This is a genomic window from Chryseobacterium sp. X308 (assembly GCF_020733145.1).
In the GTDB taxonomy this organism is placed as follows: Bacteria; Bacteroidota; Bacteroidia; order Flavobacteriales; family Weeksellaceae; genus Chryseobacterium; species Chryseobacterium cupriresistens.
The window spans coordinates 40388-66021 of sequence record NZ_JAJFZH010000001.1 but is presented as its reverse complement, the minus strand read 5'-3'; the positions used below and the strand labels follow the sequence as shown (position 1 = coordinate 66021).

At 37.1% G+C, this 25634-nt stretch carries 22 protein-coding genes and 1 pseudogene; 18 read left to right on the top strand and 5 right to left on the bottom strand.

Annotation, left to right across the window (positions count from 1 at the left end; all coding sequences use genetic code 11):
* Positions 1-5 precede the first annotated feature (5 nt).
* The 8 genes and pseudogenes from LIV57_RS00295 (at position 6) to LIV57_RS00260 (ending at position 8987) form a co-directional block, all read left to right on the top strand.
* Positions 6-797, top strand: a complete 792-nt coding sequence (locus tag LIV57_RS00295) for a hypothetical protein (RefSeq protein ID WP_227940898.1) — start codon at positions 6-8, stop codon at positions 795-797.
* A 1-nt stretch (position 798) separates the two neighbouring features.
* Positions 799-1434, top strand: a complete 636-nt coding sequence (locus LIV57_RS00290) for a hypothetical protein (protein ID WP_227940897.1) — start codon at positions 799-801, stop codon at positions 1432-1434.
* On the top strand, positions 1431-2219 hold the full coding sequence (locus tag LIV57_RS00285) for a sensor histidine kinase (RefSeq protein ID WP_227940895.1): 789 nt from the start codon (positions 1431-1433) through the stop codon (positions 2217-2219). Before LIV57_RS00290 ends, LIV57_RS00285 begins: the two co-directional genes overlap by 4 nt.
* A 17-nt stretch (positions 2220-2236) precedes the next feature.
* On the top strand, positions 2237-2614 hold the full coding sequence (locus LIV57_RS00280; protein WP_227940893.1) for a hypothetical protein: 378 nt from the start codon (positions 2237-2239) through the stop codon (positions 2612-2614).
* A gap of 215 nt (positions 2615-2829) precedes the next feature.
* Positions 2830-4122 (top strand): phosphopyruvate hydratase, encoded by a 1293-nt coding sequence (gene eno / locus LIV57_RS00275; RefSeq protein WP_047427629.1) that lies wholly within the window; start codon positions 2830-2832, stop codon positions 4120-4122.
* An 88-nt stretch (positions 4123-4210) separates the two neighbouring features.
* Complete coding sequence (locus LIV57_RS00270) at positions 4211-5497, top strand: citrate synthase (RefSeq protein WP_110008563.1); 1287 nt, start codon at positions 4211-4213, stop codon at positions 5495-5497.
* A 173-nt stretch (positions 5498-5670) separates the two neighbouring features.
* Positions 5671-6732, top strand: a complete 1062-nt coding sequence (locus LIV57_RS00265) for a helix-turn-helix domain-containing protein (protein ID WP_227940892.1) — start codon at positions 5671-5673, stop codon at positions 6730-6732.
* 80 nt (positions 6733-6812) lie between these two features.
* Positions 6813-8987: pseudogene (locus LIV57_RS00260) on the top strand (TonB-dependent receptor domain-containing protein).
* Between the two features lie 34 nt (positions 8988-9021).
* Here LIV57_RS00260 and LIV57_RS00255 read toward each other — a convergent pair.
* Positions 9022-9186 (bottom strand): hypothetical protein, encoded by a 165-nt coding sequence (locus LIV57_RS00255; protein WP_156121335.1) that lies wholly within the window; start codon positions 9184-9186, stop codon positions 9022-9024.
* Positions 9187-9475: 289 nt separating this feature from the next.
* On the opposite strand from LIV57_RS00255, the gene LIV57_RS00250 reads away from it, so the two are divergent.
* From LIV57_RS00250 to LIV57_RS00205, 10 genes are all read left to right on the top strand, one after another.
* On the top strand, positions 9476-10390 hold the full coding sequence (locus LIV57_RS00250) for a dimethylarginine dimethylaminohydrolase family protein (protein WP_076596983.1): 915 nt from the start codon (positions 9476-9478) through the stop codon (positions 10388-10390).
* A gap of 57 nt (positions 10391-10447) precedes the next feature.
* The gene (ctlX, locus tag LIV57_RS00245; RefSeq protein WP_227940891.1) at positions 10448-11371 is read left to right on the top strand and encodes a citrulline utilization hydrolase CtlX; all 924 of its coding nucleotides are present in this window, start codon (positions 10448-10450) and stop codon (positions 11369-11371) included.
* Between the two features lie 20 nt (positions 11372-11391).
* Complete coding sequence (locus LIV57_RS00240) at positions 11392-11751, top strand: S-adenosylmethionine decarboxylase family protein (protein ID WP_227940890.1); 360 nt, start codon at positions 11392-11394, stop codon at positions 11749-11751.
* Positions 11752-11828: 77 nt separating this feature from the next.
* The gene (locus LIV57_RS00235) at positions 11829-13217 is read left to right on the top strand and encodes a DUF4178 domain-containing protein (RefSeq protein WP_227940889.1); all 1389 of its coding nucleotides are present in this window, start codon (positions 11829-11831) and stop codon (positions 13215-13217) included.
* Positions 13207-13401: a hypothetical protein gene (locus LIV57_RS00230; RefSeq protein ID WP_167456636.1), complete on the top strand. Its 195-nt coding sequence runs from the start codon at positions 13207-13209 to the stop codon at positions 13399-13401. The genes LIV57_RS00235 and LIV57_RS00230 overlap by 11 nt, the downstream gene beginning before the upstream one ends.
* A gap of 12 nt (positions 13402-13413) precedes the next feature.
* Complete coding sequence (locus LIV57_RS00225) at positions 13414-13629, top strand: DUF350 domain-containing protein (RefSeq protein WP_115956693.1); 216 nt, start codon at positions 13414-13416, stop codon at positions 13627-13629.
* On the top strand, positions 13622-15136 hold the full coding sequence (locus LIV57_RS00220; RefSeq protein WP_227940888.1) for a polyamine aminopropyltransferase: 1515 nt from the start codon (positions 13622-13624) through the stop codon (positions 15134-15136). The genes LIV57_RS00225 and LIV57_RS00220 overlap by 8 nt, the downstream gene beginning before the upstream one ends.
* Positions 15137-15173: 37 nt before the next feature.
* Positions 15174-16700 (top strand): NAD(P)/FAD-dependent oxidoreductase, encoded by a 1527-nt coding sequence (locus LIV57_RS00215; RefSeq protein ID WP_227940887.1) that lies wholly within the window; start codon positions 15174-15176, stop codon positions 16698-16700.
* Between the two features lie 9 nt (positions 16701-16709).
* Positions 16710-17735, top strand: a complete 1026-nt coding sequence (locus LIV57_RS00210) for a hypothetical protein (protein WP_227940885.1) — start codon at positions 16710-16712, stop codon at positions 17733-17735.
* A gap of 28 nt (positions 17736-17763) precedes the next feature.
* The gene (locus LIV57_RS00205) at positions 17764-19518 is read left to right on the top strand and encodes a discoidin domain-containing protein (RefSeq protein WP_227940883.1); all 1755 of its coding nucleotides are present in this window, start codon (positions 17764-17766) and stop codon (positions 19516-19518) included.
* Positions 19519-19654: 136 nt separating this feature from the next.
* Here LIV57_RS00205 and LIV57_RS00200 read toward each other — a convergent pair whose 3' ends face one another.
* The 4 genes from LIV57_RS00200 to nadD all read right to left on the bottom strand — a co-directional run bounded on the left by LIV57_RS00200 (position 19655) and on the right by nadD (position 25602).
* Positions 19655-21913 carry a TonB-dependent receptor domain-containing protein gene (locus LIV57_RS00200; RefSeq protein ID WP_227940881.1) on the bottom strand — a complete coding sequence of 753 codons (2259 nt, stop codon included), beginning with the start codon at positions 21911-21913 and terminating at the stop codon, positions 19655-19657.
* A 46-nt stretch (positions 21914-21959) separates the two neighbouring features.
* Positions 21960-24221, bottom strand: coding sequence for an outer membrane beta-barrel family protein (locus tag LIV57_RS00195; protein ID WP_227940879.1), 2262 nt, complete (start codon positions 24219-24221; stop codon positions 21960-21962).
* 376 nt (positions 24222-24597) lie between these two features.
* On the bottom strand, positions 24598-24936 hold the full coding sequence (locus LIV57_RS00190) for a DUF3817 domain-containing protein (protein ID WP_110008576.1): 339 nt from the start codon (positions 24934-24936) through the stop codon (positions 24598-24600).
* An 81-nt stretch (positions 24937-25017) separates the two neighbouring features.
* The gene (nadD, locus tag LIV57_RS00185; protein WP_110008577.1) at positions 25018-25602 is read right to left on the bottom strand and encodes a nicotinate (nicotinamide) nucleotide adenylyltransferase; all 585 of its coding nucleotides are present in this window, start codon (positions 25600-25602) and stop codon (positions 25018-25020) included.
* Positions 25603-25634: the final 32 nt, after the last annotated feature.

The window sequence follows — 25634 nt, the reverse complement described above, 5'->3', positions numbered from 1 at the left end:
AAATTATGGAAAATTCAAATGCAACAAGTCAGGTAGTCCTTGATGACAATTTAGCTTACAGAGAAGGCCCTATCGGTAATAAACTTGAACAGCTGGTTGAAGATGTGTCGGAAATGAGGCCCATTAGCCACATTCTGGCAGAAAGTTTTATTGACAGTGCTAAAAAGGGCGTTTTGCCTTTTATGCAAAATCGGGAGGTGAATTTTAATCTTGGAGGTATTTATGCTGTAAAACATTCTCTCCTGAAAGATATTTGTGAGATTATGAAAGATATTAAGGCGACCTATTTAACATTTACTTTCGTACAGATAGATCCCCGGGATTCCAGATTACGACTTACACCTTATTCTGAAAACAAAATGATGTATATGGTGGCTTCTTTGCAAACAGAAGGGAAAAATACCATTGATGAACATAATTATCTTATCATCAATGCCAATCAGAATCTTTCACTTAAGGATCTGAAAATCTCCGATGAGAATGTAAAAGCACTTAATGATTTTTATCTCAAGAACGGACATCAGGTATTGACTAATTACTTAGGACGAAATAATACATTTTATATCAGTTATCATATCGTTGATCTGATAGATACCTTGTCAAAAGACGGTAGTGATACATTTATCATCAACCTATGCGAGATCAGTGATGTGAAGAAAGTGGTTTTTGAAAATAATCTTGGCGATAAATTTCGCGAAGACCAATATAAAAGACATTTTGAAACCCACGAAAAACAAATGACACTGGTTTTTAGTACAGACGAGGGATATTACGATATGGGTTCATTATATCCGTAAAATGGTAATCCAGATAATATACATCGCAGTACTCCTGGCGGCTACTGTAAAGTCCATAGTTTTAGCTGGAAAGAAAGGTCTTTCCAGCCAAAACTATTTTGTGATATTTTTATTTCTGTCGCTTTGTCTGGAACTGTATGGGCATTATAAAATATGGAATAAAGAATTTGATTTTGCTTATCTGTTTAATTACTACAGCATTTTTTTGATTATTTTTTTTTGCATCTACTATGCTAAAATTTTCCCCAAAAAAATCAGTGTATTTTCCCGGTATGTTCTGATGGCCATACTTGCGTATATTATTCTGTTTATAAAGTTTTATAGTGATAACTATGAAAATACATTGGGAATATTAGTATGCTTTTATTTCATCATTAATGTGTTGGTTTGGTTGTACATAAGACTGAAGAATTTTGACGAAATAAAAATTCTGGACGATCCGCATTTCTGGGTTTCCTGTGGTTTACTTTTTTGGAGTATTTTCTTTATTTTCAGATCCATACCCATGTTTTTTCTTCGGGATAATGATCCGGGGCTTCTGCAGATTCTGAAAGTGATGCAGTATTGTGTAAATATCATTATGTATGGAATGTTCTATATTGCTTTAAGGAAATTTGAAAATAAAAACACAATATGAAGCAACTGCCGGATACAATAAGATTGGCTTATATTATTGCGGTTATTTTATTAATAACTTTTGTCATCTTTATTGTTTTAATCGTTGTTCTGTATAACAAAAGACAGCTTTTTTTTATTCAGCAGCAGAAGCTTAAAGAATCTGAGCACCAAAACCAGCTTCTTCAGAAAGAACTGGAAAAACAAAAGGTGCTGGAACAGGAGCGGGAACGTATTTCCCACGATATGCATGATGATCTTGGAGCCGGAATTTCTGCATTGAAGCTTCAGGCAGAATTTCTGAAACAGAAAGCGGAAGATGATGATCTGTTAAACGACATCGATGAACTTCTGAAAACCTCCGAAGAAATGAATATTTCCATGAGAGAAATGCTGTGGAGCCTGAACTCAGGAAATGACACATTGGGAAGCTTTATCGATTATGCTGTCCTTTATACCGGAAACTTTTTGAAGAAAACAAAAATAATCGTGTATTCAGAATATGAAGATATCATACCGGAAACACCGATTTCCACTGAAATGAGACGTAATCTTTTTCTCTGCCTAAAAGAAGCTGTTAATAACGTTTATAAACACAGCCATGCCAATAGCCTGAAGCTTTCATTTTCGCAGGAAGAAAATAACTTCTCTATGAAAATCTCTGACAACGGAAAGGGAATTTCCAACGACCATAAAGAAGGGAATGGTCTTAGAAATATGAAACGAAGAATGAGCGAATTATCCGGCGATTGTACAATCATTTCCGGAAATCCCGGAACCTGTCTGGTCTTCAAAACCAAATTATAAATTACCCTTTTGTGTAATTGACTGGTCCGTTTTTTAGAGAGAAATTTGATATAAAATCAAAGGCCATCAAAACTCTTATTAACGACAGTATCGAAGATCTGGAAGTTGCTTTAAAAAACAGCAGTGATCTTCAGGAAAAGTTCAGAATAAATCCTGTAGAGGCTATAAAAAATGTAGAAATAAGAAATCCTAAGGATACAGACTACTGGATTTACAGGATTATTGTCCTGATGCTCGGGCTGGCAGTTATCGCAATCATTGCAGGGCTTATACTCATTGCTTACTGGAACGACGGCTCCTCCAAAGATAATCAGCTGGTCACTATATTTGCTACTATTTCATCAGGAGCAATAGGTGCCCTGGCCGGTCTTTTATCTCCCACACCCAGAAAATAATATAACCCTATATGCCGTATAATAAAGCTCACTTTCAAGGTGAGTTTTGTTATGATCTTCCATTTTTTAATTCCTGATCCATTCCCTCAAAAATGGGGAATTATCATAATATAAATTAACTAAAATTTAACTTGGATTTATTTCAAAAAAATGCTGTGAAATACCCTTGAAAGTTAAATTTTGATTAAATTTGTCTAAACTAAAAAAATTAAAAAATGAGTGCAATTTCTTACATAGAAGCAAGACAGATTTTAGATTCCAGAGGAAATCCTACCATTGAAGTAGATGTATTTACAGAAAGCGGGGCAATGGGCCGTGCAGCTGTACCTTCAGGAGCATCTACAGGAGAACACGAGGCGGTAGAATTACGTGACGGTGGTTCAGAATATCTGGGAAAAGGAGTTCTGAAAGCTGTTGAAAATGTAAAAGAAGTAATTGCAGAGAATTTAGTAGGACAGCCGGTTTTTGAACAAAACTATATCGATCAGATTATGATTGATCTTGATGGAACGCCTAACAAAGGAAATCTTGGTGCCAATGCTATTCTTGGTGTTTCTCTGGCAGTAGCAAGAGCTGCTGCTGCTGAATTGGGAATGCCTCTTTATAAATATGTAGGTGGCGTGAACGCCAACACACTTCCTGTTCCAATGATGAATGTAATCAACGGTGGATCTCACTCAGATGCTCCTATCGCATTCCAGGAATTCATGATTATGCCGGTAAAAGCTGATTCTTTCTCTCATGCATTGAGAAAAGGAACTGAAATTTTCCACAACCTAAAGTCTATTCTTCATTCAAGAGGATTATCTACCGCGGTAGGTGATGAAGGTGGTTTTGCGCCAACTTTCAAAGGAACTGAAGATGCTTTGGATACTTTACTTCAAGCTATTGAAAAAGCAGGTTATAAGCCAGGTGACGATATTATGTTGGCACTTGACTGTGCAGCTTCGGAATTCTACAAAGACGGAATCTATGATTACAGAAAATTCCAGACTCCGGATGCAGCCCAGTTTTCAAGCAGCGAGCAGGTTTCTTATTTAGCGGAACTGGCTGCAAAATATCCAATCATTTCAATTGAAGATGGTATGCAGGAAAACGACTGGGAAGGTTGGAAAATGTTAACAGATAAAATTGGTGACAGAGTACAGCTGGTAGGAGATGATTTATTTGTAACCAACGTAGAAAGATTATCCAGAGGAGTAAAAGAAAATATTGCGAACTCTATCCTTGTAAAAGTAAATCAGATCGGTTCTCTTTCTGAAACAATGGCTGCTGTACAAATGGCTCAGAATAACAAATTCACTTCAGTGATGTCTCACAGATCAGGCGAAACTGAAGATTCTACAATTGCTGATTTAGCAGTAGCAATGAACTGTGGACAGATCAAAACCGGTTCAGCTTCAAGATCAGACAGAATGGCAAAATACAACCAGTTATTAAGAATTGAAGAAGCTTTAGGCGAAACTGCAATTTTCCCGGGATTAGAAGCTTTTAAAATCAAAAGATAATTAATCGAATTTATAAATAACGGCAAGCGAAATTTTTAGTTTGCCGTATTTTATGGAAAGTGGTATATTTAAAAAAAATAAATAAATAATGTCAGACAACAAAGTAATATTGAATTACGACGGTAATTCATATGAATATCCAATCGTGGATAGTACTATCGGAGACAGAGGGATTGATATTTCAAAATTAAGAGACCAGACAGGTTTAATCACTCTGGATTTAGGTTACAAAAATACAGGAGCTACTATTAGCGACATCACTTACTTAGACGGAGATAAAGGAGAATTATTCTATAGAGGTTATCCAATCGAGCAGATTGCTGAAAAATCTAACTTCACTGAAGTAATGTATCTTTTATTACATGGAGAATTACCTACTCAGGATCAGTTTACTTCATTCGACAACAATATTAAAAAATATAACTTCATCGCAGACGAAATGAAAAAGATTATTGATGTTTTTCCTCGTTCTGCCCACCCTATGGGAGTTTTATCTTCTTTAACGTCTGCTTTAACAGCTTTCAACCCGAAAGCCGTTAACGTAAACTCTAAAGAAGAAATGGATCACGCTGCTGAGCTTATGATCGCTAAGTTTTCTCACCTTTGTGCATGGACTTACAGAAAAACTCAGGGCTTACCATTAAACCACGGTGATAACAACCTGAACTACGTAGAGAACTTCTACAAAATGGCATTCAGATTACCAAACGCTGATTTCGAAATCGATCCGGTAGTTGTAAATGCTTTAGATAAATTATTAATCCTTCACGCAGACCACGAACAAAACTGTTCTACTTCTACAGTAAGAATGGTAGGTTCTGCCCACACAGGTCTTTTCGCTTCTATCTCTGCCGGAGTATCTGCCCTTTGGGGGCCGCTTCACGGTGGTGCTAACCAGGCTGTAATCGAAATGCTTGAACTGATCGAGAAAGACGGTGGTGACGTATCTAAATATGTTGCTAAAGCTAAAGATAAGAATGATAACTTCCGTTTAATGGGATTCGGACACAGAGTGTACAAAAACTTCGACCCAAGAGCGAAAATCATCAAAAAAGCTGCTGACGATATCCTTAAAGCATTAGGTATCCAGGATAAAGCTCTTGACATTGCAATGCAGCTGGAAAGAGTAGCGCTGGAAGACGAGTACTTCGTAGAAAGAAAACTATATCCAAACGTAGACTTCTACTCAGGTATCATCTACAGAGCTTTAGGAATTCCTACAGAAATGTTCACCGTAATGTTTGCATTAGGAAGACTTCCGGGATGGATTTCTCAGTGGAAAGAAATGAGACTGAAAGGAGACCCGATCGGAAGACCAAGACAGGTTTACCAAGGTGCTCAGCAAAGAAACTACATCGATATTGCAAGCAGATAATATTTGCCTATACTATAAAAAAATCCCAAAGCATGCTTTGGGATTTTTTATTTAAATAACCATAAACTTTAAACTCAGCAGTTAGCTGAGTCAATCTCGAAGAAAATAATATATATTGTTGAATTTGAATCCAATAAATTATTAAATTTACTACTGTAAAAAATTAATACCCAATGACTTTCGGACAACAGATGTTATTTTTCTTCAGCGCAGTAGGAGCATTCAACGGACTTCTGCTGGGCATTTATCTGCTGTTTGTTAAGAAACTGAAATACCTCCCGGATTTTTTCCTGGGGCTTCTTTTGTTGATGCTGAGCACCAGAGTTGGTATTGCTGTATGCATTTACTTTTACCCGGATCTGCCAAGAATTATTCCGCATCTGGGACTCTCTGCCTTATTTTTTACCGGGCCGGCACTCTATTACTATGTAAGATCTTCCTTCCAGCAGGAACTGTTTGATTGGAAGTGCTGCCAGAAATGGTTTGGAATACTGACAATCATTTTAGGGACTGTCGGTTTATTATATCTGCTTTTTCCTGTTACGTGGGAACATTATTTCGGAACTTTTATTTATACTGTTTGGTCCGTATTTGTATTCCTTACAGTGTATCAGTACTACAATTATTCAAAGCAGAATCATAAAAATCCCAACCAATTTGTTCTTCCGGTTCTGGTCAGTAATATCATCATCTTTCTGACCTATCAGCTTATTTCAACGGGCTGGGTGCAGATTTACTGCGCGGGAGGAAGCCTGGTATTTTCATTCGTGCTGTATGCCAATTTTCTGATTTTATTCAATAAAAAATATCAGCAGCTTCCGGTAAAAGAAACTGAAAGATATTCCAATAAAAAGATCTCTGAAGAACAGGCTGGTAGCTTTTCGTGCAGATTAGAGAGACTGATGAATACTGAGGAGCTTTATAAGAATCCCAACCTGAAATTAAGTGATGTGGCATCCAGAATGAATATCTCTGCCCATCAGCTTTCCCAGCTGCTGAATGATAATCTGGGTAAAAGCTTTTCTACCTATATCAATGAATATCGTATTAATGAAGCCTGCGAAATGATAGAAAACGGCTCCTATCTGAAAATTGAAGAAATAGGATATGAAGTAGGATTTAATTCCAAATCGACTTTCTTTTCTACATTCAAGAAAATTAAAAATACAACACCTCTTTTGTATAAACAGTCTCAAACCCTTACTGAATCCAGGTTCCAGAGTTCAAATTTATAATTCAGTACTGCGGAATTTTAATTTCAAAACCGCTTTTCTGCCTCAAGCCGATACTTTTGATTTCATAAAATTTAAAATCTATGATCATCAAATTATGGCTCTTGCTGCTTATGCTGTTTCTGTCAATTTTTGGAAAAGCACAGGAAGCTGTCAAAGGAAAAATCCCCGACTCCCTGGCAGAGGTACAATCTTCAACAACGAATATTTCAGAAGTCATTATTCAGTCAGTTCCACGAAAAATGAAGCTGAATGAAGGTAATCTTGTACTGTCTGTTGCCGGAAATAAAGACTTTAAAACCTCCACTCATCTCCTGGATGTTTTAAGAAAAACACCCGGTGTTACAGTAGACCAGGAAGATGGAATTTTTATTGGCGGCAGAACGACTCCTGCTTTTTTTATTGATGGGAAACCTGTTGTTATGAGCAATCAGGAATTGCAGGCCTATTTACGGTCTTTATCTCCTGAAATGGTAGAATCGGTGGAAGTCAATACCAATCCATCCTCTAAATATGATGCAGAATTTAAAGGAATTATTGATATTAAACTGAAAAAGAATATCAGCCTTGGCTGGAAAGCAAGCTATAATGGTAATATGTATGTTAATAAATTCAACTATCGGGAAAATGCATTCAACATATCTTACCATACAGGTAGAGTGACATACAATCTGCAAACGGGCTATAATGAAGGGCTTTCAAGCTATCGTTATCATGCCTTGCAGCGATTGGCCAATACCAATATCATGCGTACCCAAACCTATCAGGAAGATCTTGGAAAAGTTTACAATTTTCAGGCAGGTGCAGACTTTAAACTGAATGATAAAAACCGGCTTGGGATTAATCTGAGAGGTAATTTCCGGAATAATGACCGTACACGAAGCGGATCACTATATACAACTGATAAAAACGAAACCCGGTTGGTATCCAATACAGCCAGTGAAAACCCCACAGAGTATTCGCAGGATAATTATGGGATGACAGCCGATTATTCTTTTCAGAATAAGGGATTTAAACTTGTTTTTTTAGGGAACTATCTCTCAGTTAAAAATAAACAGAATGATGATTTTATCAATAAAAACCAGGTTAATGCTGATGTTCTGTCATACTGGAAATCTGATCTGGTGAACAACATTGGCATTTATACGGCACAGATAGATGCATCTCAGAAAATAAAAGGGATAGATATTGAAGCAGGGCTTAAATACAGCCATTCAGATACGGATAATAATATCAGGTATGATACATTATCTGTTGACAATCAGTTCGTTTTTGATCCTTCGAGAAGCAATATATTTTCATACAAAGAAAAGATCTGGGCAGGTTATCTGGCATACAGACAAAAAATGGGGAATCTTCAGATCAATGCAGGATTGAGATTTGAAAACACAAACAGTATTTCAAATGCGATTACTGTAGACTCCGTGGTTTCAAGGAACTATCTGAAATGGCTGCCGTCTTTAAGCGCAAGCTATACTTTTAATAAATCCAGTGAATTTTCTCTTTCCTATAGCAGAAAAATAACGAGACCAGCGTTTTCGCAGCTTAACCCATTCAGATTTTATTTCAGTCCGTTAAATTACTGGATAGGGAACCCATATCTGTTGCCTTCCTTTACCAGCCAGATTAAAGCAACATACCGGTATAAAAACTGGATCACAAGCTTTACAATCGGAAAAGAAAAAGATGTGATGACACGCTATCCCCTTTACAATCCGGAAACAAATGTATTGGAATACTTAGGAACGAATCTTCCATACCGGAATTTTGCTATGCTGGAAACAAGCTTTCCGGTCAGAATTACAAAATGGTGGAATATCAGCAGTCAGATTGCAGGATAGTATAATTATGAATTCAGACCTTATCTGGATGAGGTTTTTGCATTGAACATATATAATTATGAAGTGAGAATCAACCATGTATTTTCACTTCCGAAAGGATTTACCGTAAATGTATTTGGTGCTTATGAATCTAAAACAGGAAACAGCCTCTATATTATTAAACCACGGTATACCGTAGATGTATCGGTGCAAAAGGCATGGCTTGATAATAAACTGAACACAAAAATCGGTTTTAATAATCTTTTCGATTCTTATGATCAGCGATTGGAATTCCGGCATAAGCAGATTATGGATAACCGTTTTACACACTGGTGGGACAGCAGCAGGCTGGTATTTTCACTCAGTTATAACATAGGAAGTTCAAAATATCAGGTCAAAGAGACACAGAAGACGGAAGAAGAGAACAGAACAAGATAAGAAAACCTGCTTGTAAAAGCAGGTTTTCATTTTATTACGGACATTGACATCTGTCGCAAGTCCAGATATAACAGTTTCCTGCATCATCCCATTCACAGCATCTTCTGCCTGTTGAGATTGGAGCGCCTCCCATTACGGATTTTTGTTGATCTCTTCCTAACTTTTGTGCATTTTTCAGCACCGGATTGTTCTTGTTCATGACTTTGATTTTTGGTGTTAATAGTTCAATTTTAGGGTTTATAATTTCGCGAAAATTATATCACTAATATAGGAAATTAAATAATATGATTATCTATTTTTTTGTTCTTATGTAGATGGAAAATAGTAAGTTGTAGATGTTTTTGGAACTATTCACTACAGTTGGCTCATATACAAGGAAATTTTGTTGAAGTGTATTGATTTTGGGAACCCAATTTAATGCATAAAATAATCCAAAAGTTTTATAGGTAGAGACCTTTACTTATATTTGTAGTATTGCATAAATCTTTATGAGACTAAACATTAAAAACGAAACGGGCAGGCTGAAGTCAGTAGTTCTGGGCCAGCCTAATTCATTGGGGCCGGTTCCCACACTAGAGGAAAGTTATGACGCAAAGTCATATTACTCAATCGAACACAACATTTATCCTAAAGAAGAGGATATTATCAATGAAATGAACGCTTTTGAAGCGGTTTTAAAAAAGTATGGCGTTGAAGTACTGCGTCCCAGCATCATCAAAGATTACAATCAGGTTTTTTCAAGAGATGTAGCCTTTGTAATTGATGATAAAATGATCATTTCCAATGTGATTGCAGACAGAGCAGACGAGCAGGAAGCCTATAAAAGCGTTTTTGAAAAAGTAGCATGGAGAAAGATCATCAATCTTCCCGAAACTGCACATATCGAAGGAGGTGATGTGATCGTATGGAATGACTTCCTTTTCATCGGAACCTGCTTCAGCGAAGATTACAGAAACTATAAGACAGCAAGAACCAATGAATATGCCATCGAAATCTTAAAAGAATATTTTCCGAAGAAAAGAATCATTGACCTGGAACTGAAGAAAAATGATAAGGTTCCTTTTGAAGGCATTCTGCATTTGGATTGTACATTTAATCCGGTAGGTGAAGACAAATGTATTATTTATAAAAACGGATTTGTAGATGAAAGCGACTACCGTTTAATCATTGATATTTTCGGAGAAGAAAACTGTTTCCATATCAACGATGAAGAAATGTTTGAAATGTTTCCGAATATTTTCTCCATTTCTCCTGATGTTGTCGTTTCAGACAAAGCATTCACAAGAATGAATAACCACCTGAGAAACGAGTGGGGAATGACTGTTGAAGAAATTCCTTACAGAGAAATCTCTAAAATGGGAGGCTTGCTGAGATGCTCTACAATGCCGCTTGTGAGAGAGTAATAAACCGTTGCAAGACTCTCAAACTCTCATATACCAACACCCTCAAACTTAAAAAAAATGCAAACAACAGATACAGTATTAATGATAGAACCGATTGCATTCGGTTACAACGCTGAAACGGCGAAAAACAATTACTTTCAGGTAGAACAGACAGGCTCTGATATCCAGTCAAAAGCGTTGGCAGAATTCAACACCTTTGTCGGAAAGCTGAGAGAAAAGGGAATTAATGTGATCACTATAAAAGATACGTTGGATCCCCACACTCCGGATTCTATTTTCCCGAATAACTGGGTAAGTTTCCATAAGGATGGAAAAGTGGTTTTATATCCGATGTTCGCTTCCAACAGAAGAGTGGAAAGAAGGGAAGATATTATCGAAAGTATCAAAGATCAAGGGTTTGAAGTCGCTGAAATTGATGACTGGTCTTTCTCTGAAACCCAGGGACACTTTCTGGAAGGAACAGGAAGTATGATTTTTGATCACGATAACAAAATTGCTTACGGTTCTGTTTCTTTGAGGCTGGATGAAAAACTGTTCAGAGAATTCTGTACAAAATACGGATTTACTCCCGTTGTATTCCATTCATTCCAGACTGTAGGCACAGAAAGACTTCCAATCTATCACACCAATGTAATGATGTGTGTGGCAGACAAGTTTGTCGTAATCTGCCTTGACTGTATTGATGATGAACTGGAAAGAGAAAAAGTAGTGGAAGCTATTAAAGGATCCGGAAAAGAAATCATTGAAATTTCTGAAGAACAGATGCAGCAGTTTGCAGGAAACATGCTTCAGGTTCAGAATAAAGAAGGTAAAAAATTCCTGGTGATGAGCCAGACTGCTTATCAGTCTTTAACTCCGGAACAGGTAGCTGCTATTGAAAAATACTGCGAAATTATCTATTCAGACCTGAATACCATTGAAGTAAATGGTGGAGGAAGCGCAAGATGTATGCTTGCTGAGGTATTTCTTCCAAAAAAATAATATATTTACAAAAAAATTAATTGAAACCATTATCAAGTAAAGGTTTACATATTCTTCTGACTTTGGAAACAGAGTCAGAAGATTTGTTATTAGACAGCAAAGGTTTTCTGGCGTTTACAGAAGAAATTCTGGAAACCAAAGAGGTGGAAATTGTAGGCGTTACCAATCATATTTTTGAGAATGACAGCTTTACTTCCGCCGTGATCCTTAAAGAGTCTCACCTTTGTATCCACACGTGGCCGGAATTTAAACAGCTTACTTTCGATATTTTCCTTTGTAATTATACCCAGGACAATACCACAAAAGTAGAGCAGATTGCAGATGAAGTGGTTCAGTATTTTAAAGCTAATACCATTCAAAAACACAAAATTTACAGATAAAAATGCACTATGTCTGCCCAGCATGCGAATCCGAAAATACATTAGATCTCACCTTTCCTGTTGAAGAATACGTTTGTATGACCTGCTCCCATCTCATTGATGTAGCCTGGAACAAAAAAATTAAACATCTGAAAGTCCCAACGGAAAATGTTGTATTAGATGTCGGACAAAAAGGAAAAATTGACGGTACAGAATATACGGTCGTTGCGATTACTGTTAAAAAATACGGAAACAGTATTTTCTGGCGTGAATATTCTTTAAAAGACAGCAAAGGAAATGATGCTTTCCTGAGTGAGAGCGATGGACATTGGGTTTTCCTGATTTCTATACATCCTGATGATTTTAAAGGCAAAGATTCAAAATTTCCAACCTATCTCGGACGAACCTACCGGTGGTACGAAAATACTCCATGCACTATTGACGCTGCAGCCGGATTTTTTGATGAACATCTGGATTTCACCATTGCTACCTACAAAGAGTATGTCAACGGAACCCGTATGATCTCTCAGGAGAAGACCAGCAGAAAAAGCCAGTATTTCTATGGAGTTCACATTTCAAAATATGAAGTTAAGAAAGCTTTTAAAATAGCTAATCTGCCCTATTATACGGGAATAGGGATTGTTCAGCCCTATTATTTCGATATCAGACAAGCCGTGAACATCTTTTGTGTGGCTGCATTAATGATTTGTCTGCTCCAGATGTATGTCTACACTTCAAGAACGAACGAAACCGTTTTTGCAGAGACTATCAATTTTGCAGATGTAAAAGACAAAGAGCTGGTCAGCAAAAGCTTTACCTTGTCCGGCGGTTCAGCTCCGTTAAAGGTGAATGCTTTTTCAGGTGTTGATAATTCCTGGGCGAATGTTCAGCTAAGCCTTGTGAATGAGAATACCAACGAAATTATCTATACCTCCAAAGATATCGAACAGTATCATGGGTACGAAGGTGGAGAAAGCTGGACAGAAGGAAGCCAGTCTGAAGATTTTAACCTGTGTGGAGTAGGCTCCGGGAAATATCATTTCATTATTTCCGCCGAAAAAGAAGGAGGCTTACCCTCATTTTCAGGCCTTACATCACCTGATTCGAAGGTCATGATTTCACGGGATAAATCAGGAACAATTGAGGTTACTGATATATTCAAGGTGCAGACCAAGACTTTTACAGACGGACAGACGCTGGAAAAAGATACATCAGAAGTAATCAGACTTGCCAAAGCATCGTTCGGAACTCAGAAACTGGATTCCCTGATTAATACTGAAGCCCTTAGACTTACTACAGATCCTATTTCAAACAATACCTATGTACAGCTCAAAGCAACCTGGCTTCCCGTTTCATTCTGGAACTTCGGAATTATTTTATTCATAATGATTGCTCTGTTTGTGGCGATGTGGATAGGAAAACATTACTTTAATGTAAACAAATGGAAGAATAGTTCAAACTCACCTTATCCTGCCAATGATAACTAATATAACCAATTACATAAGACAAAACTGGATACTCTGCCTGATCGGAGGATTTTTCATGACCTGGTTTGTATACCTTACGTACCGGGGAAATCAGGTCTGCGACTGTGCCAAAACGGAAACATATCGTGACGGAACTACAAGAAGCCATTCCAGAGTAGGATTCTACAGATACTATCACAAATAAAAATATAAAACTATGGACAACATCAATTTCTTACCCATACTAAACTCGGTTCTTTATTCATTTTTAGGAATCGCCATTTTACTTGTATGTTATTTCATTATTGAAAAACTGACTCCTGAAAAAACATGGCACGAGATCGCCCAGAACAAAAATATAGCCATTGCTATTGTCTTCGCGGCATTTATTATCGGAATTTCAATGATCATAAGCGCGGCAATTCATGGATAAGAAGAGGATTCCTCTTGAGCTGCTTTTATTGTTTTCAGTATTCGTCATTGCTACATGTGGATTGATTTATGAGCTGGTGGCCGGAGCCCTGGCGAGCTATCTTTTAGGAGACTCTGTAAAGCAGTTTTCTTTCATTATCGGAGTGTATCTCTTTTCAATGGGAGTAGGTTCCTACCTTGCGAAATTCATCAAAGGAAATCTTATTGATAAATTCATTGAGATCGAAATCCTCGTAGGAATTGTAGGCGGAATCAGTTCTGTTGTGCTTTTTATTCTGTTTAATACACTGGCACATTTTGAAAGCGTTCTCTATCTCTTTGTCTTCTTCACCGGATGTCTTGTAGGGGTGGAAATCCCGCTTCTGATGAATATTTTAAAAGACAGGGTACAATTTAAAGATTTAGTTTCAAACGTCTTTGCATTCGACTATATCGGAGCCTTATTGGCCTCGATTCTTTTTCCATTGGTTTTAATTCCAAAATTAGGGATTGTCAAAACCCCATTATTTTTTGGATTAATCAATATCTCCATTGCGATATTCCTTTGCTATTATCTTACAAAGGAATTATCAAAACCTCTATCACTCAAAGTAAAATCTATTGCAGCGTTTGCATTTCTTCTGGGACTTTTCATTTTTTCAGATACTATTTTATCATATTCTGAAGAAAAGCTATATGGTGAAAATGTAGTCTATACCAAAAGCTCACCCTATCAAAGAATCGTATTAACGAGAAACACTCACGAGTTTCGTTTATATCTAAACAACAACCTGCAGTTTTCATCCACCGACGAATACCGTTATCATGAAGCTTTGGTACATCCTGCGATGTCTATGGCAAAAAACATTGATAATGTTCTGATTCTTGGCGGTGGTGATGGTTTTGCAGCAAGAGAAGTTTTAAAATACAAAGACGTTAAAAAAGTAACCCTTGTAGATCTTGATGGGGAAATGACTCAGTTTTTCAAAACCAATGAAACCATGCGAAGACTGAATCAAAGCTCATTTTCCAATCCTAAAGTGGAAGTGATCAATAAAGACGCTTACATCTGGGTAAAAGATAGCAAAAAGAAGTTTGATGTCATCATCATAGACTTTCCCGATCCGTCTAATTACAGCTTAGGAAAACTCTATTCCCTGCAGTTTTATAAAGAATTGGAAAGACTTACAACTCTTGATACCAGGATTGTGGTTCAGACCACCTCTCCGTATTTTGCACCAAAATCTTTCTGGTGTATTGAAAAAACGATCAATCAGATTTTTCCTTTCACAGCAGCGTATCACACCTATGTTCCATCTTTTGGAGAATGGGGATTCACTATGGCTTCATTTGAACCCATCAACAACAGAATCTACAGAAAGCTGCCTGGATTAAAATATTATGATTACAATTTTTCACAGATGTCTTATTTCAATAAAGATATGAAAGTGAAAGACGTAGAAGTTAACCGTCTGGACAACCAGATATTAGTCCGTTATTTCGATGAAGAGTGGGGGAAAGTACAGTAGAAAAGATTTTCTTACAACTATATTTTTAGGTAGCCTTATGCTTCCTTTTTTGCAGTATTGCGGAAAGAAAGTAAAAGCTTTGCTGTTAAAGATCACAGGGACCAATCATGTTCTCGGGCATAGATTATGGGCAAAAGATTTTCCACAGTTTTCAGAAGTTATCCACACTAAGTATCTTATTGTCGGAGGAGGAATTTCCGGACTTTCAGCGTGCAGGTTCTTCAGCCAGCAACATGAGCAGGATTATCTTCTTCTGGAAATGGAAAATCATCTTGGCGGCAATTCTTCGAACGGACAGAATTCATTTTCAAAATTTCCTTTAGGCGCTCATTATTTACCGTTACCGAACAAAGAGAATACAGAAATCATCGACTTCCTGAAAGAATGTGAAATCTGCTTAGGAACAGAAGAAAACGGAGAACCCATCCTTGATGAATACCAAATGACTTTTCCACAACAGGAAAGACTGTTTTATAAAAATGCCTGGCAGAACGATATTGTTCCGCAAAGAGGAATTTCCGCACAGATCCAGCAAGAGCTTGCCCGCTTTTTTAAGCTGATGGATGAATTTCGTACAAAGAAAGACACGGAGGGAAAATATTGGTTTGCCATTCCGGTACACGATTCCAGCAAAGACGATGAGGTTGTAAAGCTTGAAAAAATCATTTTTAAAGACTGGCTCAAAGAAAATAACTTCTATTCGGAAGAACTTCTCTGGCTGCTGGATTATTCCTGCAGGGATGATTTCGGATTAGGAATAGACTACGTTTCAGCATGGGCAGGCATTCATTATTTTGCCGGAAGAAAAAACAACTGGAGCACAAAATATAAAGATCAGGTCTTTACCTGGCCGGAAGGAAATGCAAGACTGGCAAAACATTTTTCAAAATATACGGAGGGAAAACATTTGCCGGGAAATCTGGTTTTTGATATAAAAATCAATGATAAAGTTGAGGTCTTAAGTTTTGATAATACCCAAAAGAAAACGAAGAAAATCATTGCGGATAAAGTACTGTTTGCAACCCCACAATTTGTGAATGAAAGAATTTTTAATCAAAAAAGAGCATCATCATTTCATTATGTTCCGTGGCTTTTAACCACCATTACCCTGAAGAATGAATTCGGAGGAGATGAAGAGCTGGCCTGGGATAATGTGATCTACGGTTCTTCGGGATTAGGTTATATCTTCGACCAGCACCAGAATCTGAACCAGGTTATAGGCGAAAAAGTGATTACTCACTATAAAAGTTTTTCAACTGCAGATTGCAAAAAAGCGAGGAAAAAGCTGTATGCCATGAAAGAATCTGAACTTAAAACTTTAGTTTTGGATGATTTGAAGAAAGCCCATCCGTTGATAGGAGATTTCATTCTGGAAATGCAGTTCCATAAAATTGGACATGCCATGATTGCTCCGGTTCCCTACCAGATTTTTGGAGAAGAAACCCAAAAAGCAAAAGAACCGATAGAAAATAAAATTTTCTTTGCCCATTCCGATCTTTCGGGAATATCTATTTTTGAAGAAGCTTTCTATCAAGGGTTCCGGACTGCAGAACAAATGATTTAAAATAATACAATGAAACAGCCGTGGATACATAACGCAAAAACAGACTGGTGGTTTATTTTATCGCCGCCTTTCCTTGTATTGCTTGTTATTTTTCTTTTTCAGAAACAGATTCAGGGGCTGGAAAATTACTATTCCTTTTATACCTGGCTTTTTCTTATCGTCTTTGTAGATGTAGCCCATGTATATTCCACGCTGTTTAAAACCTATTTTGTAAAAGGAGAGGTTCAGAGAAATAAGCTGTTGTATCTGGGAATTCCTGTTCTGAGCTGGATATTGGGAATGATCCTGTTTCAGTTTGGAAGTCTGACCTTCTGGTCGGTCCTGGCATTGATTGCCGTTTTTCATTTTATACGGCAGCAATACGGATTTATGAGAATCTATGCGCGCTTTGAACCGGATAACTGGAGCAAAAAAATAGATAAGGTGGCTGTGTATTCCGCAACGATTTATCCGATGCTGTACTGGTTTAAAACGCCCCGTGCCTTCACCTGGTTTGTCAACAATGAGTTTGACTGGCTTCAGAATCTTCCGGATTATGTTCCTATAATTACCGTTATCTATTTTGTCATTCTGATTATTTGGATCACTAAAACTGTTGTTGAAGCTTTTAAAACAAAAAAAATTAACATTCCGAAAACAGCACTGATCACGGGAACTTTTCTTTCCTGGTATTTCGGAATTATCTACTTTAACAATGATCTCCTTTTTACGTTTCTGAATGTAGTTTCTCACGGTATTCCCTATATCGCATTGATCTATATCCGGGAAATAAAGCAAAAAGAAAATCATCAGCTGAACCGGATGCAGATTTTTAAATCCTTTTCAGGAATCTTCCTATTTGTCGGAGTCATTTTATTGTTTGCCTTTCTCGAAGAATTTTTGTGGGAAACGCTTGTCTGGAATGAGCATTTTTCCCTGAATATGGTGATCTCAGAAAATCTTTTTCAGTTTCTGGTTCCTTTACTGGTTGTTCCGCAGCTCACTCATTATCTTCTGGACGGCTTTATTTGGAGAAAACCAAAAAAAGTTAGTTAACTTTGTCCGGAACGTTTAAAATCTGAAAATGAGACAATATTTTTTATCATTAACAATTTTTATTGGAATTATTGTTGGAGCCCAGCAGAAAACATTCTGCAATCCTATCAATATCGACTACGGATATACCCCTTTTGAAGCCTTTTCCAAACAGGGAAAGCACCGCGCTACAGCAGATCCGGTAATTGTCAATTTTAAAAATAAACTTTTCCTTTTTTCTACCAATCAGGAAGGATACTGGTACAGTGATGATATGCTGGATTGGAAGTTTGTAAAAAGGAAATTCCTCAGAGATAACAAATACATCCATGATCTTAATGCCCCGGCAGTCTGGGCAATGAAAGATACTTTGTATGTGTATGGCTCTACCTGGGAACAGGATTTCCCGATCTGGAAAAGCACCAATCCCACCAAAGACGACTGGAAAATTGCAATGGATACACTGAAGGTAGGAGCATGGGATCCTGCATTCCATTATGATGAAGATAAGAATAAATTATATCTGTACTGGGGTTCAAGCAATGAATGGCCATTGCTGGGAACAGAAGTGAAAGTAAAAAACCTTCAGTCCGAAGGTTTCGTAAAACCGATTATTAAGCTAAAACCTGAAGACCACGGTTGGGAAAGGTTTGGGGAATACAATGATAATGTTTTTCTTCAGCCTTTTGTAGAAGGAGCGTGGATGACGAAGCATAACGGGAAATATTATATGCAGTATGGTGCTCCGGCAACAGAATTCAGCGGCTATTCCGATGGAGTGTATGTGAGTAAAAATCCTCTGGAAGGCTTCGAATATCAGCAGCATAATCCGTTCTCTTATAAACCGGGTGGTTTTGCAAGAGGTGCAGGGCACGGAGCGACATTTGAAGACAATTACAAAAACTGGTGGCATGTTTCGACCATCTTTATTTCAACTAAAAATAATTTTGAAAGAAGATTGGGAATCTGGCCGGCAGGATTTGATAAAGATGATGTGATGTATTGTAACACGGCTTATGGCGATTATCCTACATACCTTCCGCAGTATGCACAGGGAAAAGATTTTACAAAAGGTCTTTTTGCCGGATGGATGCTTCTGAACTATAATAAACCGGTGCAGGTTTCATCTACTTTGGGAGGGTATCAGCCCAACTATGCGGTAGATGAAGATATCAAAACGTATTGGAGTGCTAAGACCGGAAATTCCGGGGAATGGTTCCAGACGGATCTGGGGGAAGTTTCTACAATTAATGCCATTCAGATCAATTATGCGGATCAGGATGCAGAATTTATGGGAAAAACGTTGGGGAAAATGCATCAATATAAAATCTATGGCTCCAATGACGGGAAAAAATGGAATGTGATTGTGGATAAAAGCAAAAACATGAAAGATGTTCCTCACGACTATGTAGAACTTGAACAGCCCGCAAAAGCTCGTTTCCTTAAAATGGAAAACCTTAAAATGCCAACAGGAAAATTTGCATTAAGCGGTTTCAGAGTATTCGGAAAAGGAGCAGGAAAGCAGCCTGCTAAAGTGGAAGGGTTTGTTCCTTTGAGAGCTGATCCAAAGAAGTATGGTGAAAGAAGAAGTATCTGGATGAAGTGGCAGCAGAACCCTGATGCAGACGGCTATGTAATCTATTTTGGAAAGTCTCCCGATAAATTGTACGGAAGCATCATGGTATACGGAAAGAATGAGTATTTCTTTACCGGAGCAGACCGAACGGATGCTTACTATTTCCAGATTGAAGCTTTCAATACCAATGGCGTTTCGGAAAGAACAGCTGTTGCAAAATCTGAATAAATCAATTTAAAAATAAATATAACACGTTTTGAGGATTCAGGACGTGTTATTTTTTGTTTAAAATATACATAAAAAATCCGCTGAGAAGAATCAGCGGATACCGTAAGAATAATTAAATATGAAGAAAGATAATTCTCTATCTTGTTCTGCTTTTGATGGCATCTGATGCCCCTTCGATGTCTCTCACCTTTTTCACTTTCTGGTTTCCGAAATTGTAGGTAAGGCTTACGATTAAACTTCTGTTGTAACGGTTTTGGTGGATATAATTATAATTTCCGTTCTCCTGAAAGTCTTCAATTTTCACGATGTTGGTATTCAGTACATCATTTACATTCACTGCAAAAGTCCAGTCGTTCCACATTTTTTTAAGACTGAGATCCAGACTCATTAAGTTTTTCAGTGAACCAAGCTCAATCTGCTGCTTGTCTACAAAGAAATAATTAAGTCCGAAGAACCATGTTTTCTTTTTATCAAGACGGATGGTATTATTGGTCTGGATCAGAAGACTGGTAGAATTGGTTTTATTGGTGTAGGTAATAAAGTTTCCATTAGGCCCTTTTTGATCTTTGAAGCGGTCTCCGGTTGTAGGATCAGTATCAAGACTTCCATTGTTGATATTATGCTGCACTCCGATATTGAAATTGGTTGTCCAGTACTGTTTGAAAAACGACTTCTGAATACCTACCATGGCCGACATTTCCTGCTTATTTCCAAAGTTGGTTCTGATATATCGTAATGCAGGGTTATCACCAATTTTACCATCCGGCGATACCGGATATCCCTGAAGCGGAACCTGTGTAATGACGTCCTGAATGTAAGAATGGTTTAAAATCAGGAAATACGAATTTCTGTACATATAGGTAAGTTCCTGATTGTAGTTGGAAGAGGCCTTTACAAACGGATCATTCTGAGTATAGTTATCATCGGTCAGAATATTTTTTACCGGATTAAGTTCCCAGAAGCTTGGTCTTCTCATTCTGCTTGAAAAGGAATAGGAAATATTGTTTTTATCATTAATCGCATAATTCAGGCTGAGATAGGGAAGAAGGTTTTTGTAATTTCTCTCAATTCTTCTCAGGGCTTCTGTGGGTGCATTGTCAGACGTTCCAAGACTGTTGGTGATCTCGTATCTGGCACCTACTTTTCCTGAAAGTTTGTCGGAAATTTTTTTCTCAACGGTAAGATACATTCCGTAGATGTTTTCATCATAGATAAAATGGTTGGGTCTTGAATCCGGAGCTGTTACGGGATTAAATGAATAAGTGATGTTTTTAGAATCGTTATCTGTTTTAGTCTTGTTATAATTTCCACCGACGGAAACGGTAAGATCATTTTTAAACTTTTGATTATAATCCACCATTCCGGAGAAATTATTAATGATCTGCGGAAGGTCCTGAATAACTTGTTTTGTTCTTGCTCCTACATTTCGGTTGATATCTGAGGTAAAGGTTTGGTTATCCGTAAACTGGAACCTTCTGTAGTTGAGGTAGGCTGCATTTACATTCAGTTTGCTACCCAGAGAATCCGTTTTTAATTCATAGTTTAAATTCACAGAATTGTTATAAGATCGTGTATTCTCTCTGTTTTTAGACCACGTATATTCCGTATTCGTTTTTTTTATGGTATTGAATAAATCTACCGTTGAATTATAACTTTTATTGGCCCATGTATTCCATGATAAGGCAAGGTTGCTTTTGTCGTTCAGCTGGTAATCGATATTCAGATAACCTCCTATGTTTTTATTCGGATCGTCAATATCTCCGGTAGATTCGTTGGACGTTGTTGAGGTTCCGTTTCTCAGGGTATAGGTTTGTGCTTCGATATTTTCACCACCGCTAAGACTGGCACTTACTCCCAGTTTATCTTTTCTGTAATTGGCTGAGAAACTTGCCTGGCTTCCGTTATACTTATTGGTTGTGTTAGACATTCTCATGTTTCCGTTCAGACCGTCACTCATTTTTTTCTTTAAAACGATATTGATGATTCCATCAGAAGATTCTACCTGATACTCGCTGCCGGGAACAGTAATCACTTCTATTTTCTGGATATTTTCAGCCGGAGTATTTTTCAGAAACTGAGCCAGTGACTCAGAATCCATATTGCTTTTTCTTCCGTTGATATAGATCAGAGCATTATTTTTTCCTGCTATTTTTAATGTTTTATCATCTGTAGAAGATAATAAAGGAGTTTGTTTTAAAAGATCAAAAGTGGTGTTTCCTTTGGCAACTGGTGATGCTGCCACATCGTATACAAAACGGTCACTTTGCTTTTTGAAAACCTGCTTTGTGATGGTAACACCTTCTATGTTTTTTGTTTTTGCCGTATCAGATTTCTTCTCTTGTGCAAATGCACAGGTACCGAATACAATAGCCATTGACAAAATTATACGTTTCATGTTGTTTTTATTTAAGAGTGGATTTAGTGAAATAAGTTTTTATAGATTAGGTTCTTGATTTTACAGCATCGTTAGCCGATTTCATTTCCCTTGCTTTTTTCAGTTTCTGATTTCCGAAATTATAAGTAACCCCTAGGCTCATCAACCTTGGATAATTGAAGTTGGTGATATTGTTAAATTTTCCATCGGGCTGTACGCCTCTAATGCTGTAGAAACTTTGATTGAATAAGTCACTCACTTCCGCTACAATAGTCCAGTCTCCTGCAATTTTTTTCAGACTGAGATCGAAGCTTTGTCTTGCTCGGATCATTCCTCCTTCCATGGCAGTCTGGCTGGCAAAGAAGTAATTCACTCCCAGGAACCAGTCTTTTTTAGAAGAAAGTCTGATGATATTATTGAGGGTTGCAGACATATTGTAGTTTTTGACATCAATGATGTAAGGATCCACTACTTCAGTTTCTCCCGGAACCGGCATGGAAGTAGGATCTTCAAATACTCCGCCTTTGTAGGTAACATATCCCAGATTGACAGAATAATTGGTTGTCCAGATGTCTTTGAACCAGGACTTGTTCATTCCTAGGGTCAGAGCAATTTCCCTGTTTTTACCATAATTGGTTCTGATGTATCTCAGGAATCGGGTAGTTTCCATAATTGGATTTCCTTTGATATCCTTGATGATTTTCCCGTCAGCATCTTTTTTAGGAGCTGTTACCGTTCCCTGCAATGGAATCAGGTCTGAAGCTGCTGCATCTTCCACCATATTAAAACTAAGATTGGCATAGAATGCATTTTTGTACATATAATTTAACTCCTGATTATAATATTTGGAAGCCAGTATAAATGGATTGTTCTGTGTATAATTGGTTGGAGTAAAATAAGTTCTTGAAGGATTCAGTTCCCAGAATCTCGGTCTTCTGATTCTGCTGGAGAAAGTATAGCTCAGATTATGATCGGAATTGATGGCGTAATTTAAATTCAGATAAGGCAGAAGGTTGTTGTAATTTCTTTCAAAACCTGTTTTATCCACAATATCTCCGGTACTTCTGGTCATTTCGTAGCGGGCACCAATCTTTCCTGATATTTTTTCAGTCAGTTTTCTTTCATAGTTCAGGTAAATTCCAAGAATATTTTCTTTATAAATGAAGTGATTGGTTTGGTTGGGATCGATGATAAATTCTCCCTTTATTAGTTTATCCTGTCTGGTATCGTTATCTGTATTGGTGTGATTGTAGCTGATTCCCATTAACCATGTTGCACCCTTTGCCGTCTTTTTCAGATAATCAATATTGGCTGCATAGTTGTTGATAATTTGGGGTACCGCCTGATGCAATGCAGAATATTTATTGATTGTATCATTCGTTAAAGGAAAACTCTCATTGAAACTTACTTTATCTCTGTTGAACCACAGGTAAGAAACGTTTGATGTAAGTTTACTTCCCAGAGAATCTGTTTTCATCTCATAATTTAAATTGAAAGAATGATTTCTGGTCTGTGCATCCTCGTTATTCACTGTTCTGTTGTTTAAGACTCCGTTTTGCCAGTTGGTAATATCCAGTACAGAATTGAAACTTTTATTGTATCTCATGTTGTAGGAAAATCCCAAACTGTGTTTTTTATTAATCTCATAATCAACATTGAAACCGCCTCCAAAATTTTTGTTAGGATCATCATTAAATCCAAAGGATTCATTTTTGAAAGTAGGATCTCCGTTGGACAGCGTATATCTTTGTCTGTCTGTCCAGCTTCCCGTTCTGAAATTGGAATTACCAGACCATTTACCTTGTCTGAAATTAAAAGAAGCTCCTGCATTAGGGTTATTGTAATAAGCCTGCTCGTTCTGCATTTTCAGCGTTCCGTTGTAGCCGTTGTTTTTGCTTTTTTTCATCACAATATTGATCACCCCTTCTTTGGATTCAACCTGGAATTCACTGCCGGGAACTGTAATCACTTCAATTTTCTGGATATCCTCAGAGGGAGTAGACTTCAGCATTTCAATCAACGCCTCGGAATCCATATTGGTTTTTTTGTTGTTGATGTAAATGATTGCATCATTTTTTCCCAAAATCTTCAGCGTCTTTCCGTCAATGCTGGAAATCATCGGTGTTTGTTTCAAAAGAGTAAAGGTGTTGGTCCCTTTAGCAATAGATGAAGAAGCTACATCGTATACCAAACGGTCACCTTGTTTTTTGAAAACCTGCTTCTTGAGAGTCACTGCATCAATAGCATTTACTTTCAAACTGTCTTTTTTCTGCTGGGCAGTGATAAGTCCACCGAAAAATAGTGCTGCAATAAGAATTTGAGTCTTCATGATTATTCTTTTTTAATTAATAGCTTGTATGGTTTGTTATTTAACATTACAAAGATATATAATAAATTTAGTATTATGCAATACAAAGTACTTAAAAATATTTTTTAATTATCGCAATTGATTGATTGTCAGTTGATAAAAATTTAGTTTAAAATATTGATTGCTTGATCTTTCTGTATAATAAGACAAATAAATGATGCTAAATGTTACATCAATGAAAGAAATTATGAAAGATTTTTTTAAAAAAATGGATAATTAATACCTGGAATTTATCCCCATGGTCCAGGAATTATGCTCCACACAAAGGTATCTGTGAAGCTGGGCTGTAATATCCGTAAAATAAAAAAGGACCGAAAAGGTCCTTTCATAATATTGTTTATTCTCTGTCGAATCGGGCCAGTTTTTTATCTACCCAAACCGTTGCAAAGGGGAAGAATGCCGATAATAAGGCAAAAACAAAATCTTCATCATCCCAATTATAAATTTTTCTGGCAGGTAGGCAGAGTAGAAGGTAAAGGGTAAAAAATAAACCATGTAAACTACCAATAACACTGATGAAGATAATAGAATATAAATTTTCATCGTATCGTATCCAGATCATCGCAACACCATACAACAAAAGACATGAAATGGCCTCTGCAAGACAAATCTGCTTAAACCATCTGATGATTTTTTCCTGAGAATATTTTGAGAATATTTTTTCGATGAAGTTCATTTCTTAAGATTGTGGTGAGAGTTAAAAGGTAAGAGTCTTTCTCCAGGCTTGGTTTTAGCCTCTCATTTCTGATTTACAAAATTACTTATAAAAACTACTACCATCCAAATATTCAAAAACTTCTGGTGGCAGCATAGGTCTTACATTTTTACCATCCTTTATCATATTACGGATTTCCGTAGCTGAAAGCTCTATTATGGGTGCTTTTACCAGAGAGATATTTTCATGCTGTAAATATTCCGGATCTTTTTTCTCGCCTTCAAATACTCTTGGGTAAACAATAATATGATGATTTTTGATCAGGATATCAGCATTTTTCCATTTGTGAAGGCTTTTCAGATTATCTTCTCCCATGATCAGACTGAAAGAATAATCAGGGTATTTCTCATGCAGATACGTTAAGGTATCAATAGTATAACTTGGTTTCGGAAGAGAAAACTCCACATTGGAAGCTCTCATATTGGGGTAATTCTTTACTGCCAGTTGTACCATATCAAGTCTGTTATGGTCATTCAGTAAAGACTTTTTGTCCTTAAATGGGTTTTGCGGGCTTACCACAAACCAAAGCTCATCCATATCAGAATTTTCCAGAATATAATTGGCCAGAATAAGATGCCCGATATGAATAGGATTAAATGATCCGAAAAATAAACCGATTTTTTTCATTTGTTCAGGTGGCAGGTAGAAGATTATAAATA

What these genes read in the sequence shown, in the direction of transcription:
- LIV57_RS00235 (WP_227940889.1), top strand. Translation starts at nt 11,829, where the DNA reads ATGACCTGCTCCCATCTCATTGATGTAGCCTGGAACAAAAAAATTAAA.
- LIV57_RS00225 (WP_115956693.1), top strand. Translation starts at nt 13,414, where the DNA reads ATGGACAACATCAATTTCTTACCCATACTAAACTCGGTTCTTTATTCA.
- LIV57_RS00190 (WP_110008576.1), bottom strand. Translation starts at nt 24,936, where the DNA reads ATGAACTTCATCGAAAAAATATTCTCAAAATATTCTCAGGAAAAAATC.
- LIV57_RS00255 (WP_156121335.1), bottom strand. Translation starts at nt 9,186, where the DNA reads ATGAACAAGAACAATCCGGTGCTGAAAAATGCACAAAAGTTAGGAAGA.
- LIV57_RS00270 (WP_110008563.1), top strand. Translation starts at nt 4,211, where the DNA reads ATGTCAGACAACAAAGTAATATTGAATTACGACGGTAATTCATATGAA.
- LIV57_RS00265 (WP_227940892.1), top strand. Translation starts at nt 5,671, where the DNA reads ATGACTTTCGGACAACAGATGTTATTTTTCTTCAGCGCAGTAGGAGCA.
- LIV57_RS00200 (WP_227940881.1), bottom strand. Translation starts at nt 21,913, where the DNA reads ATGAAACGTATAATTTTGTCAATGGCTATTGTATTCGGTACCTGTGCA.
- LIV57_RS00210 (WP_227940885.1), top strand. Translation starts at nt 16,710, where the DNA reads ATGAAACAGCCGTGGATACATAACGCAAAAACAGACTGGTGGTTTATT.
- LIV57_RS00230 (WP_167456636.1), top strand. Translation starts at nt 13,207, where the DNA reads ATGATAACTAATATAACCAATTACATAAGACAAAACTGGATACTCTGC.
- eno (WP_047427629.1), top strand. Translation starts at nt 2,830, where the DNA reads ATGAGTGCAATTTCTTACATAGAAGCAAGACAGATTTTAGATTCCAGA.
- LIV57_RS00285 (WP_227940895.1), top strand. Translation starts at nt 1,431, where the DNA reads ATGAAGCAACTGCCGGATACAATAAGATTGGCTTATATTATTGCGGTT.
- LIV57_RS00220 (WP_227940888.1), top strand. Translation starts at nt 13,622, where the DNA reads ATGGATAAGAAGAGGATTCCTCTTGAGCTGCTTTTATTGTTTTCAGTA.
- LIV57_RS00215 (WP_227940887.1), top strand. Translation starts at nt 15,174, where the DNA reads ATGCTTCCTTTTTTGCAGTATTGCGGAAAGAAAGTAAAAGCTTTGCTG.
- LIV57_RS00250 (WP_076596983.1), top strand. Translation starts at nt 9,476, where the DNA reads ATGAGACTAAACATTAAAAACGAAACGGGCAGGCTGAAGTCAGTAGTT.
- nadD (WP_110008577.1), bottom strand. Translation starts at nt 25,602, where the DNA reads ATGAAAAAAATCGGTTTATTTTTCGGATCATTTAATCCTATTCATATC.
- LIV57_RS00195 (WP_227940879.1), bottom strand. Translation starts at nt 24,221, where the DNA reads ATGAAGACTCAAATTCTTATTGCAGCACTATTTTTCGGTGGACTTATC.
- LIV57_RS00290 (WP_227940897.1), top strand. Translation starts at nt 799, where the DNA reads ATGGTAATCCAGATAATATACATCGCAGTACTCCTGGCGGCTACTGTA.
- LIV57_RS00205 (WP_227940883.1), top strand. Translation starts at nt 17,764, where the DNA reads ATGAGACAATATTTTTTATCATTAACAATTTTTATTGGAATTATTGTT.
- ctlX (WP_227940891.1), top strand. Translation starts at nt 10,448, where the DNA reads ATGCAAACAACAGATACAGTATTAATGATAGAACCGATTGCATTCGGT.
- LIV57_RS00295 (WP_227940898.1), top strand. Translation starts at nt 6, where the DNA reads ATGGAAAATTCAAATGCAACAAGTCAGGTAGTCCTTGATGACAATTTA.